This is a genomic window from Spirochaetota bacterium (genome assembly GCA_035477215.1).
Lineage (GTDB): Bacteria > Spirochaetota > UBA4802 > UBA4802 > UBA5368 > MVZN01.
On record DATIKU010000007.1, the window covers coordinates 1 to 11,736 of the forward strand.

The 11,736-nt window shown below is 57.3% G+C and carries 18 protein-coding genes; 14 read left to right on the top strand and 4 right to left on the bottom strand.

What is annotated here, in order from left to right; all coding sequences use genetic code 11:
• On the top strand, window positions 1–409 hold a 409-nt coding region (locus VLM75_00875), incomplete at its 5' end, for a hypothetical protein (GenBank protein HSV95464.1).
• 63 nt (window positions 410–472) lie between these two features.
• On the opposite strand, the gene VLM75_00880 is transcribed toward VLM75_00875, so the two are convergent.
• Window positions 473–703: a hypothetical protein gene (locus VLM75_00880; protein ID HSV95465.1), complete on the bottom strand. Its 231-nt coding sequence runs from the start codon at window positions 701–703 to the stop codon at window positions 473–475.
• 230 nt (window positions 704–933) lie between these two features.
• Here VLM75_00880 and aroA point away from each other — a divergent pair, with 230 nt between their 5' ends.
• From aroA to VLM75_00915, 7 genes are all read left to right on the top strand, one after another.
• Window positions 934–2,208, top strand: coding sequence for a 3-phosphoshikimate 1-carboxyvinyltransferase (gene aroA, locus VLM75_00885; GenBank protein ID HSV95466.1), 1,275 nt, complete (start codon window positions 934–936; stop codon window positions 2,206–2,208).
• Between the two features lie 3 nt (window positions 2,209–2,211).
• Window positions 2,212–2,607 (top strand): chorismate mutase, encoded by a 396-nt coding sequence (gene aroH, locus VLM75_00890; protein ID HSV95467.1) that lies wholly within the window; start codon window positions 2,212–2,214, stop codon window positions 2,605–2,607.
• Between the two features lie 240 nt (window positions 2,608–2,847).
• Window positions 2,848–3,636 (top strand): outer membrane lipoprotein-sorting protein, encoded by a 789-nt coding sequence (locus VLM75_00895; protein ID HSV95468.1) that lies wholly within the window; start codon window positions 2,848–2,850, stop codon window positions 3,634–3,636.
• Window positions 3,636–4,361: an RsmE family RNA methyltransferase gene (locus VLM75_00900; GenBank protein ID HSV95469.1), complete on the top strand. Its 726-nt coding sequence runs from the start codon at window positions 3,636–3,638 to the stop codon at window positions 4,359–4,361. Before VLM75_00895 ends, VLM75_00900 begins: the two co-directional genes overlap by 1 nt.
• On the top strand, window positions 4,358–4,543 hold the full coding sequence (gene thiS / locus VLM75_00905; protein HSV95470.1) for a sulfur carrier protein ThiS: 186 nt from the start codon (window positions 4,358–4,360) through the stop codon (window positions 4,541–4,543). Before VLM75_00900 ends, thiS begins: the two co-directional genes overlap by 4 nt.
• A gap of 34 nt (window positions 4,544–4,577) precedes the next feature.
• A complete protein-coding gene (locus VLM75_00910) occupies window positions 4,578–4,898 on the top strand; it encodes a hypothetical protein (protein HSV95471.1) in 321 nt (106 codons plus the stop codon).
• A gap of 16 nt (window positions 4,899–4,914) precedes the next feature.
• Complete coding sequence (locus VLM75_00915) at window positions 4,915–6,225, top strand: radical SAM protein (GenBank protein ID HSV95472.1); 1,311 nt, start codon at window positions 4,915–4,917, stop codon at window positions 6,223–6,225.
• A 444-nt stretch (window positions 6,226–6,669) separates the two neighbouring features.
• Here VLM75_00915 and VLM75_00920 read toward each other — a convergent pair whose 3' ends face one another.
• Complete coding sequence (locus VLM75_00920; GenBank protein ID HSV95473.1) at window positions 6,670–7,152, bottom strand: AraC family transcriptional regulator ligand-binding domain-containing protein; 483 nt, start codon at window positions 7,150–7,152, stop codon at window positions 6,670–6,672.
• A 28-nt stretch (window positions 7,153–7,180) separates the two neighbouring features.
• On the opposite strand from VLM75_00920, the gene VLM75_00925 reads away from it, so the two are divergent.
• The 6 genes from VLM75_00925 to VLM75_00950 all read left to right on the top strand — a co-directional run bounded on the left by VLM75_00925 (window position 7,181) and on the right by VLM75_00950 (window position 9,822).
• On the top strand, window positions 7,181–8,080 hold the full coding sequence (locus VLM75_00925) for an RNA polymerase sigma factor (GenBank protein HSV95474.1): 900 nt from the start codon (window positions 7,181–7,183) through the stop codon (window positions 8,078–8,080).
• A gap of 14 nt (window positions 8,081–8,094) precedes the next feature.
• Window positions 8,095–8,457 carry a DUF3795 domain-containing protein gene (locus tag VLM75_00930; GenBank protein ID HSV95475.1) on the top strand — a complete coding sequence of 121 codons (363 nt, stop codon included), beginning with the start codon at window positions 8,095–8,097 and terminating at the stop codon, window positions 8,455–8,457.
• Window positions 8,458–8,539: 82 nt separating this feature from the next.
• A complete protein-coding gene (locus VLM75_00935) occupies window positions 8,540–9,007 on the top strand; it encodes a transposase zinc-binding domain-containing protein (GenBank protein HSV95476.1) in 468 nt (155 codons plus the stop codon).
• Window positions 8,905–9,156, top strand: coding sequence for a hypothetical protein (locus tag VLM75_00940; GenBank protein ID HSV95477.1), 252 nt, complete (start codon window positions 8,905–8,907; stop codon window positions 9,154–9,156). Before VLM75_00935 ends, VLM75_00940 begins: the two co-directional genes overlap by 103 nt.
• Before the next feature lie 97 nt (window positions 9,157–9,253).
• Window positions 9,254–9,625: a type II toxin-antitoxin system RelE/ParE family toxin gene (locus tag VLM75_00945; protein ID HSV95478.1), complete on the top strand. Its 372-nt coding sequence runs from the start codon at window positions 9,254–9,256 to the stop codon at window positions 9,623–9,625.
• Window positions 9,547–9,822 (top strand): helix-turn-helix transcriptional regulator, encoded by a 276-nt coding sequence (locus VLM75_00950; GenBank protein ID HSV95479.1) that lies wholly within the window; start codon window positions 9,547–9,549, stop codon window positions 9,820–9,822. Before VLM75_00945 ends, VLM75_00950 begins: the two co-directional genes overlap by 79 nt.
• A 247-nt stretch (window positions 9,823–10,069) precedes the next feature.
• Here VLM75_00950 and VLM75_00955 read toward each other — a convergent pair whose 3' ends face one another.
• Both VLM75_00955 and VLM75_00960 read right to left on the bottom strand, forming a co-directional pair.
• The gene (locus VLM75_00955) at window positions 10,070–11,299 is read right to left on the bottom strand and encodes a 5-(carboxyamino)imidazole ribonucleotide synthase (GenBank protein HSV95480.1); all 1,230 of its coding nucleotides are present in this window, start codon (window positions 11,297–11,299) and stop codon (window positions 10,070–10,072) included.
• A 257-nt stretch (window positions 11,300–11,556) separates the two neighbouring features.
• Window positions 11,557–11,736 (bottom strand): transposase (locus VLM75_00960; GenBank protein HSV95481.1); only part of this gene is annotated, 180 nt, incomplete at its 5' end.

Genomic DNA, 11,736 nt, shown 5'->3' on the forward strand with positions numbered 1-11,736 from the left:
GCATGTCGTCACGCCATTCCACGGCCCGGCGCTGGGTATCGGGATGTCGCTTCCGCTGAACGACCGGGTGTTTGTTTTGGCAAACCTGTCCGCGCTCTACATGATCGGTGTATTTGATGTTAAGAAAAACACCCGATACAGCGATGATAGTACCAGTGCGCCACCATTCGATGGTTTTACGGCCGTAAACGAACCTTTTGAAAAAGCCGGAATGCAACAGTACGGCCTCAACGTGGAACCGGCCATCGGCTTCAATCCCGGCGGCGGCCTTCCCATCATCTCGCTTGGTTTGCGCTTCCAGTGGCTGCGAGTGCGCTTCACCGAGACCAGGGATTACCACGGTGGAACCGATGAGTGGTTCAATGACTACCTCTACGGGATGTTCATAAGCGCGGTGTACGTGTTCTGATTCGCGCTACGAAGGCGCGGACGTCCGCGCCTTCGTGCCGTCACATCGTCTTCGTCGAGCTTTTCACAGCCGGTACAGCGCCGCCAGGTACGCGCCGTACACGTAGTCGTTGAGCCCCTCCGTGTCGTCCAGGCCCTCGGCGTTTCTGATTGTCATGCGCACGTACTGGAAGCGAAAACCCAGGCTGAGCACGGTTTGCTCGTTCAGCAGCACCACGATGCCCGGCTCGGCGTTGAGACCGATGCCGGATGAGTCGAAGCTGAAGGAGCTGCCGGGATTGACCTCAATATGCACAGCGACAGGATGACGGATAGCGCGCGCGAAACGTTCATTGAATAACCTCTCATATATATTTATTATGGGCAGTGCGTGCGGACGTCGCCGTGCGGGGCAGGGAGGGCGATGGTTGACGGGGCGGCATACGCGCGATTATTTGCGCGGCGCAAAAATTTTTGGGGTGATGTGAAGGCGCGGAAACCCTCTTGACAAATACCCTCCGATGTACGCATGCTCGGCGTCTGATCATGAGATACCGTGTCAAACCCTCAGGCCTCGGCGGCGCCGTCGCCGTTCCCGGCTCCAAGTCGCACACCATCCGCGCGCTGGTGTGTGCGCTGCTCGCCGACGGCGAATCGGTCATCGGCTCGCCGCTCGATTCGGCGGACACGCGCTCGTGCCTGGCCATGGTGCGCCGCTTCGGCGCCGACGTGCGCGAACAGGGCGGCCGCTGGACCGTGACCGGCCGCGGCGGAAACGTCGCCGTGCCCGACGACGTCGTCGATACCGGGAACTCGGGCACATCGCTCTACATGGGCCTGGGCGTCGCCGCGCTCGCGGAGGGGATTACCGTCTTCACCGGCGACCATCAGATCCGGAGCCGCCCGGCGGGGCCGCTCCTCGCGTCGCTGCGCGACCTGGGCTGCCGGGCCGAGTCCACGCGCGGGAACGACATGCCGCCGGTGGTCATTCGCGGACGCATGAAGGGGGGGCGCACCTCGGTGGAGGCGCACACCTCGCAGTACCTCAGCTCGCTCCTTCTCGCCGCGCCGTGCGCTGAAAATGAATCCGTCATCGAGGTGCCGCTCCTCAACGAGGCGCCGTACGTTTCCATGACCCTCGCATGGCTCGACCGGCTTGGGATCGTGTACAAGAACGAAGACATGAAGCGCTTCATCGTGCCGGGAGGCCAGCGCTACAGGCCGTTTCGCGAATCCATACCGGCCGATTTTTCCTCGGCCACCTTTTTCGTGGTGGCGGCCGCGGTCACCGGCGCGCGCATCACGCTTGAAGGCCTGGACTTTACCGATACGCAGGGCGACAAGGCGGTGGTCGATATCATCGAGCGCATGGGCGCGCGCGTGGAGAAGAGCGAACGTTCCATAACGGTGGAAGGCGGTGAACTCGAAGGCGGCGTCTTCGACCTCAACGCCATTCCCGACGCCCTTCCGGCGCTCGCGGTCGCCGGGTGCTTGGCGCGCGGCGAGACGCGACTGGTCAACGTGCCGCAGGCGCGGCTCAAGGAGACCGACCGGATAGCGGTGATGCGTTCAGAGCTCTCGAAGATGGGGGCCGGCATCTGCGAGACGCCCGACGGCCTTGTTATACGACAGAGCATTCTTTCGGGGGCGGCCGTGCGCGGGCACGCGGACCACCGCGTGGTTATGGCGCTTGCGGTGGCGGCCCTTGCCGCCCGGGGCGAGACGACGATCGACACGGCCGAGTCGGTTGCGGTGACCTTTCCCGCGTTCAGGGAGCTCATGTGCTCGCTCGGCGCGGACATTGAACTGATGGAGGATTGAGCGATGCCTGTACGGGGAGTGCGGGGAGCGACGACCGTCGGGAAAAACGATCGGGAGGAGATACTCGAACGAACCGGGGAGCTCTTGCGCGCGCTCGTTGAGAGAAACGGGATCGCCCCCGCCGACATCGCCTCGGCGGTCTTTTCGGTAACCGGAGACATCGACGCCGAATTCCCCGCGGTGGCCGCGCGGCGTATGGGCTGGATATACACGCCGCTCATGTGCACGCGCGAGATCCCCGTGCAGGGGAGCCTGCCGCTGTGCATCCGCGTGCTGCTCCACGTCAACACGGACCGCCCGCAGGAGGACATCATCCACCTCTACCTCCGCGAGGCCAGGAAGCTCCGCCCCGACCTGGACACGGACCACATGGACCGCTACTACCGCTCGGAGCTGTAGGACGCCGGCCGCCATTTCCCCGGAGACGCGCCCCCTGTTAAAAAGCTTGTCTTTTCCGCCGTCTGTGGTTTTTCTTGTAGGATGGGCGCCGTGTGAGTACGCACGCCCCGGCGTGATGGTAAACGCCCCCGGTCATTTCGGGCGCGGGCGGGAAGCGATATTGAAACGTACATCCCGCCGCCCGGCGCGCCCGGGCCGCCGGGGAGCGGTATAGAGCGATAAAAACGGAAGGGAATCGACGTGCATCGTGATGTTTTAAGGCCGGTACTGATCGCGGCCGCGCTGTTTTTTGGTTTGCTGACCGGCGCGCCATCCGTGCCGGCCCAGGATCGGCGCGAGATCGAGCTTACAGCGCAGGATATCGTGGCGCGGGTGGACCGCATCCTCGCGTATCCGCGCGGCGAGATAAAAGGGAAACTGTTGCATATCCTCCCGGACGGAACCTCCACGGTCATAAACCTCATGGGGCGGATCGCGGAGAGCGATTTTCTCTTCACCTTCAGTACTCAAAGCCGCGGCGACGAACTGCGGGTGCTCTACAACCAGGCCGGTGAGGATATCTGGGTGTACGCGATCCACGCGCAGAAGCTCTTCCGCAAGATGGACGTCGACAAGTACGATCCGCTGCTGGGCACAAACTTTTCGTTCATCGATTTCTCAAACGCCGATTACCAGGCCAACTACAACGCCGTTATCACGGGCGATGCCCTAATAAAGGGGCGCGACACCTACCGGCTGCGCCTGGATCCCATCTACAAGGGCGGGAGCTACGGCAGGCTGACGCTGTATGCCGCCAAAAAGGACTACGTGCCGCTTCGCATCGATTTCCACGACAACGACAAGGTCGTCTTCAAGAGCATCGTCGTTGCAAAGACCATGTCGCGCGGCAACAGGATCGTGCCGGTGCGCTACGACATGCTCGACCTGCGCAGGGGAACGGTGACGATACTGGAATTTTTCGGCTTCGACGAGTCGATCAACTTCGACAAGACCATCTTCTTCCACCAGCGCCTTGGAGAAAAGGGCTGATGCCGCAGTATTTCGTACGCCCGCTCGACCTGGCCGACGGCCGCTGCGCGGTGCGCGGCGAGGACTTTCATCACCTGGTACACGTGCGCCGGGTCGCCATCGGCGATCCGATCGAACTGCGGCTTCCCGACGGCGCGGGCGTCTCGGCCCGGATACTCTCGATCGGCGATGACGCGCTTGTCGCTGAAATCATTGACAAAAAAACGCCATGCGTCGTAACATTGAAACTGACGCTGTACTCGGCGCTCCTTAAAGGAAAGAAATTCGACCTGGTGGTGCAGAAGGCGGCGGAGCTGGGGGTGTCGCGCATCGTTCCGGTGGTGACCGAGCGCACGGTCCCCGATATCGAGGAGAAGGAATCCAGGCGCCTGGAGCGCTGGAACAGGATAGCGACCGAGGCGGCAAAGCAGTGCATGCGGGCCGACGTGCCCCCGGTGGGCCGCGTGCTCGCCTTCGACGGGGCGCTCGGGGAGGGCGTCGGCGCGAGGATTATCGCGCACCCCGGCGGGGGGATGAGCGCCCGCGACATCCGGAGGATGGAAGGCGTTGCGGCGGACGCGGCGCTTTTCGTGGGGCCCGAGGGCGGGTTTTCCAGGCGTGAGATAGAGGCGGCCGCGGCGCGCGGCTGGCGCGTGATGGGTTTCGGCCGTACGCAGTTGCGTGCGGAGACGGCGGCGATCGTGCTCCCGGCGATACTGATCTATGAATGGAGCTTGACCGAATGAAGATAACGGTAAACTATAGGGAAATCGAATTCGAGAAGTCCACGCTCCAGGAGCTTCTGGTGCTCTACCGGTTCAACCCCGAGAGGATTACCGTTCAGATCAACGATACCTTCGTGCCCCCCGCCGGCTATGCGGACGCTATACTTAAAGAAGGCGACGTTCTGGAGATAGGGCGGGCCTGACGCGCGCCCCCGGACGATCGTCGGGAGATGGAACGTGGATAAAGAGGATCCTCTCGAGACCGGCCGTCTGGCCGGGATTCAGAAAGAGCTCGACGAAAAGCGCGCCGACTGGCGAGCGGTCCGAACGGAGCGGATGGACCTCAAGGCGCGCCTCGAGGGCGACGGTCTCGACAGGGCGGCAATCCGCAAAGACAAGCGCTACCGCGAGCTCGAGAAGCGCCAGGAGCGCCTCTCGACCCTCATCAAACACATCGAAAAACGGCTCAACCGTACGATGGCCCGGGCGGCGAAGGGTGGAGGCGGGCTTGCCGTCGTACTCATCGCGCTGCTCATCTCCGGCCTGAATGTCGTCTGACCGGCGCGGAGAAGCCGTGCGCCGTCGATCGAACCGGCAACGCCGGCCCGGACCACGACCGGCCTACTGCGATACGGCCGGCACCATCTACGAGATGCCCGGCCTCGAGCCCGCCTTCAGGGTGGGCCGGCGCTTCGTGCGCGTCGAGGCCGCCGACCTCATCAAACTCCCGTTCGGGAGCGAGCTCTTCTCCATGCCCGGGCGCACGCCGGTCTTCCATGATAAACGAAACGGCTTCACCCCGGTCGACCGCGACGCCGCCGGGGCCGAGATGTGGGCCGCGGCCTCCTTCCTCTGCTCCGGCTACCTGCGCACGCACCTGCCCGCGTACGTAAAGTCCGCCGACGCGCCCGAGCTTCCGCTGTGGGCCTACGCCGGGCTCGTCCTCGTCGACGGCGAGTTTTACGCGCCGGCTTTCAGGGTGGACGAGGATCCCCGCTCGGACCCCGGCCTGCACATCGACGACGCGTCGCTTGCCGCGCGGGCCTCGGAGGTAAAAGAGCGTTATCCGGAAAACCGGCTGGTGCGCCAGCTCGAGCGCTGCGCCACCGGCTACCGCTGCCTCTGCGCGCGGAACTTCTTCCTGGGCCGCTTCGAGGCGCCGCTCCCGACGTCGCCGGCCTGCAACGCGCGCTGCCTGGGCTGTCTCTCGTACCAGGACGCGGGCGAGTCGGGCTTCTGCCAGTCGCAGGAGCGCCTTGATTTCGCGCCGACGCCCGAGGAGATCGCCCAGGTCGTTCTGCATCACGTGATGAAGGTCGATTCGTCGGTGGCGAGCTTCGGCCAGGGATGCGAGGGCGAACCGCTGCTGCGCGCACCAGACCTCGCGCGCGCGGTGCGCCTTGTGCGGGCGAAGACGGCCCGCGGCACCATCACCATGAACACCAACGGCTCCGTGCCCGAAGGCGTAAAGGCGCTCATAGACGCCGGGCTCGATTCCATACGCATAAGCCTGAACTCGCCCACGGAGGAGTACTATCTGCGCTACTACCGGCCGCGGAACTACGGCTTTGACGACGTAAAGCGCTCGCTCGCCGTGGCGCTCGAGGCGGGAATCTTCGTTTCGATCAATCTCTTTTTCCTCCCGGGCTTCACCGACATGGAAAGCGAGTGGGAGTCGCTTCGCGCCTTTCTCCGCGAGTTCCCGGTCAACATGATACAGGCGCGCAACCTCAACATGGACCCGGACCTCTACCTGGACCGCATCGGTTTCCGCGAGTCGGAGCCGATCGGGGTGCGTGCCATGATCGCCCGCCTGCGAACGGAGTTTCCCTCGATCGGGATGGGGTATTATAATCCGGCGAAGGAGAGTTTCGCGCGGGGATGATTGCGCAGGCGACGGTTCGAATCATCGCCTGCGCGACCAACTCATCCCCCCGGCCCCTTTCTCCTCGGGGAAGAGAAAGGGGAGTTCAGAAAAGATAAGAACAACCAGGAGCACATCCAACGGGAGCCTCTTTTATCGAAGGAGTGTGTGCCGCACACGATGTGCTAATGCCGGCGTTGCGACAGGAGGTCGCGTCTTTAGCCGGCCCGGAGGCGGGAGGATTCGTTACGTCGGCGGCAAGCCGACCGGTGTGCGTTACCCGCGGCAATTTAAGTGGTGAGCGGGGGATTGGGCTCTGACGCATCATGAAGCGCAACGAATCCTCTCAGCCGCTGGCAGATCCCCTTTGATAAAGGGGGGCCGTATTATTGAGACCGGTTGGTCCTTTCTCAGGCCTTCGGCGATATTCGATAACCGGCCTGCGGTGACTGGCGCCTTCTGGAATTAATTCCCGAAGCGTATCTCATCCTTCGTAATCCCGCGAAGAACGGTTGCCGGCAGGCTCAATGCCGCGTCCTGAAGATGACACGTAACCGACGCGTGTTCGAGCCGGTAGTCGAGCGTCAGGTGGGCGTTTCCGTCAGCGACCGAGAGGGCGGGCTTCACGATGTGTGTCATCAGGCCGTGGTATCGTATGAGCGACTGAAGGGCCTTCAGCAGGGTTTCGCTGTTGTTCATGATGGCGAAAAGGAAATGGCCCCCGCCATGCTTTCCGCAGGCCTCGCCGAAATGCAGGCCGAGGAACGGATCGTCCAGCGTCCCGGCTATGGCTCTCCGCAGGCGGTCCACCACCGCAAGCGGGATGCGCGTCCGCTCTGAATCCAGCGACGCCGCGTCCAGGCCGGCCGCGCGCACGATGGAGGCGGTATCCGCCCCGCGCCGGGTGTCCGCAAATAAATCCTGTGCTTTTCCGCGCCGCCGTGTCACACTCCGCGTTTACGGGGGTATAAAGAGCATGGGACGGGAAAGATCGGCATTGTACAATCCATTCGGCGACGACGTGGGCCACGCGGACGACGTCGCGCTCGTCGGGGAATCGCTCGCCGGCGGCGCCGCCTCGCTCGAGCGGCTCGTCCGCCGCCACCAGCCGTGGATATACAACATCGCCTGCCGAATGGTGTTCGACCCGGATGAGGCCGAGGACGTCACGCAGGAGATCCTCATAAAGCTCATCACGCGCCTCTCCTCGTATGATCCCGAAAGGGGCGAGTTCCGCACCTGGCTCTACCGCATCGTCGCGAACCACGTGCTTACCATGAAAAAGGCGCGCCGGGAGGAGCCGTTCTCCTCCCTTGCCGCGGACGGGGACTACTTCGCGGCGGTCGAGCGCATCGTGGATCGCAGGGAATCGTCAATGCCCGAAAACCGCGTCCTCGCCGGCGAGTCCAGGATGGCGTGCATCACGGGAATGCTCCTCTGCCTGGACCGCCGCTCCCGGATCGTGTTCATCCTCGGCGAGATATTCGATGTAAGCGACGCCGTGGGGAGCGGGATCGTTGACATAAGCCGCGCCAATTTTCGCAAGATCCTCTCGCGCTCGCGCGAAAAGGTGTATAACTTCTTCAGCCGCAAGTGCGGCCTTATAAGCGAGGACAACCCGTGCCGCTGCGCGCGCTCGGCCGACGCCCAGGTGCGGCTCGGTCTCATCGATCCGGAGAGGCCCATGAGCGCTCGCACGGCCATCCGGGTGTCACAGGCGTTGGGTGAACGCGTGGAAAGCCTCGAGAAAAAATATTCCGCGAAGCTAAGGGACCTGTATCGCGAGGGGCCCTTCATGGATTCGCCGGACATCACCGGGTGGATACGCTCGGTCCTCGAGAGCGGGGAATTCAGGGATATATTCGACCGGCGTTGAAAAGGAGGATTTTTATGGAAGGGATGATAGCGCACTGCGGCCTCGACTGCGCCGCGTGCCCGGTGTACCGGGCCACCCGAAGCGACGACGACGCCGAGCGCGCCAGGGTCGCGAAGATGTGGACGAAGCTTTTCAAATTCGAGTTCAAACCGGAGCACATCAACTGCGACGGCTGCCACGCCGAAAGCGGCAGGCTCTTCGGGCACTGCACCAACTGCCCGGTGCGGCTCTGCGGCATTGAGAAAAAAATCGCGAACTGCGCGCACTGCGGAGAGTATTCGTGCGAGAAGCTCGACGGCCTGCTCGCCATGATCCCCAATCCGGCGGCGCGGGAAAACCTCGCCGCCATACGGCGCAAGCTGGAAAAGGAGGCGTAACGCGTTCGGCCCGGCGCTCCGCCGGCGGTATCGTGCCGCTCGCCCGGGGGTGCGCGCCCTCTCCGGGCGGCATTTTCGAGTCATGCGCGCGATTGGATCATGCAGGACCGAGGCGCCGGGCGGCCACATCGATCGCTGCGACAGGTGCGGGAAACTGCGCGTCTTGTATAATTCCTGCAGGGACCGGCATTGTCCGGAGTGCCAGTTTCTTAAAAGGGAGCAATGGTTTGAGGAAAGACAGAAGGATATGCTTCCCATCCATTACTTCCATGTGGTCTTCACGCTTCCGGACATGCTCAACCCGCCGGTGCTCAGAAACCAGAAGGTCGTTTACGATCTCCTGTTCAGAAGCGCCGCGGAGTCTCTGCTGGAACTTTCCGGCGATCCGCGACACCTTGGCGCCGACGTGGGATTTTTAAGCATCCTCCATACTGGGGGCAAAACCTTATGGATCATCCTCATCTGCATTGCATTGTCACCGGCGGCGGCCTCACCGGGTGTGGAGTTTCCCCTTCTTCCATTGCATATACATTCCGTTTCACTTCGTTAAGGGAAATCTCCTCTAAACTCCATAGCCAGTGCCGCAGCGGCTTCGTTCAACTGCGTGTATATGAAATCATGGTGTTCTCGGGTTGGTTCATACACACGACTAAGAGTCAGCCGCCAGAAAAACCGCTTAATTTTTCCGTATTATTGTGATAAATTATTTTACGCTGGTTCACATGTATGCTAACTTCTGATATAGGAACGTGAAATAATTTTCTATAAAACAAAGGATGGTAAATGTCCTGTCGAAATATTTTTAAATTCTCTACCAGGTAAGGTTGCACAGAAAATTACTTGGGTCTTGGAAATCCTTGAAACGCAGGGTATGCTTCCTTCTTTATATTTCAAAAAATTGGTTAATACTGATATTCGGGAATGCCGTATTCAATCTGGATCAAATATTTATCGAATTTTTTGTTTTTTTGATCATGGTTCGATTATTGTACTAACACATGGTTTCATTAAAAAGTCTCGGAAAACTCCTTTAAAAGAAATAATTAAAGCAGAAAACCATAAAAATGATTATCTTTTCAGGAGAAAACAATGGGTGATTTGCGAAAATATATTGATAAAAGAAAAAAGTCTGATCCTGAGTTTGCATTTAATTACAACGAAGGACTGAAAAATTTTAAAATTGGTTTGATACTTCGCCAAGCGCGAGAAGAAAGCGGCTTAACACAGGAAGAATTGGCTAATAAAATTAAAACCACTAAAAGTGCTATTTCAAGAATTGAAAATCATTCTGATGATATCAAACTTTCTACTTTAACAAAAGTCGCAAAGGCTTCAGGCAAGAATTTATCAATACGTCTCCTGTGACTCGCGGTTTTTCCGGCGGCTAACCAGGCATGCCCGCGGCGCTCACTACGTTCGCTTGGGTTTCGCCACATTTTGCTTCCGCTATCGCTACGGTGAAAACGTCGCATGCGCCGGAAACGTCAAGATAATGTCTTAACTATTACGTGTCAAGCTCAAAGATTAGCGTGTAAAACGGCGGAGAATTGAAACATGTTCTAAATTTTAGAAAAAATGTCCAAGGGTGGATTTCACGCGGGAAAATTGACGCTTACCAGGCTTTCGCCTTTATTAATTGTTTTACTTTTTCTGCCTTTTTCAATGCACACTCCAATGATGAGGACAATACGGTAACATGCCCCATTTTTCGGTAGGGTTTGGTTATTTTTTTTCCGTATAAATGAATCTTTACACCGTCAATCGCCATGCTTTCCGTTAATCCTTCATAATGTACCGGACCGTTGTGCCCATCAGAACCTAAAATGTTTATCATTACCGAGGGAAGTTTAAGTTTAGTGCTTCCTAGAGGCAGGTTTAATATTGCTCGCAAGTGTTGCTCAAATTGTGATGTAATGATACTTTCAATTGTATGATGGCCGCTATTGTGTGGGCGGGGGGCAATTTCGTTCACAATGATGCTGCCATTTGAATCTATAAAAAACTCAACAGCAAGCAGGCCTTCCATATTAAGCAATTCTATAATTTCGCTGGCAAAATTTATCGCTTTTTCCGATTGTTCGACAGCTATTGACGAAGGGCAAATTAGTTTATCCACAAGATTTGCATTGGGGTCAAAAAGCATTTCGACCACAGGGTAGCATTTTACTTCTCCCTTTCTGTTTCGTGCCGCGATTACTGCAATTTCTTTTGTTATCTCAACTTTATTTTCAATTACGGATGCCCCCGAAAGTATTTTTTTTAAATCATCATGGTTGTTTATAACAGCTACTCCACGCCCGTCATATCCACCCTTCCTTAATTTTTGCACAAACGGGAAATTTATTTCCCCTTTTTCAATACCCTGTAAAATAGCAGTTTCGGATTCGCAGAGTTTAAAGGGGGAAGTCGGAATTCCATTCTTTTTATAAAATTCTTTCTGCAAGCCTTTATCTTGTATTAACTCAAATATTTCAGGGTCAGGTACAATTCTGTGACCTTCTGACTTAAGTTTTTTAAGAGCTTCAATATTCACGTTTTCAATTTCAAAGGTCAACAATTCCACCTCTTTTCCAAATTGGTAAACTGAATCAAAATCCAGGTGACTGCCTTTAATAAAATATGAGGCTATTTTTGCGGCAGGACAATCTTCGTCATTATCTAAAACATATGTTATGATGTCCCACTTGCTGGCTTCCTGAATTAGCATTTTCCCGAGTTGTCCGCCGGCAATAATTCCCAGTTTCAAATTTGACGTTACCAATCTTTCCATATCATGTATTCTATTGACAGTTCCCCGAAAAACCAAGCTATATTGCTCAAAAATATGCTGAGAATCCGCCACTTTCTCCGTATTTTATCTTACAAGTGCATTTTTACCTGAATCTGAATGCTTTTCGTCGACAAACAGCGCTTGTTACACCCTGTATTGCCCCAATTTACCCTTGAGCTGCCGGGATATTTCGAATCCGCAATATATTGTAAACGCTTACTGCAAATTATAAAAGATACTCGATCCATCTTTTCAGCGCCCTTCCTCTGAAAACTTTTTAAGCTTGCCCGGGCTTCCGTCAAAGTACCATCAACAGTAAAATGCTCATCCTATGCCAGGTGCTTCTTATTGGCAAGGGTGATCACTATCTCAAATAACTTGTCAGCAATCTCCCCCTTTAACAGTCGATCACGGTTCTTTGAGAATACTGTCTCATCCCAGATCGTATCATCCGTTTTTAATCCGATAAACCATCGATAAAGAAAATTGAAATCCATTTGTTCAAGTTG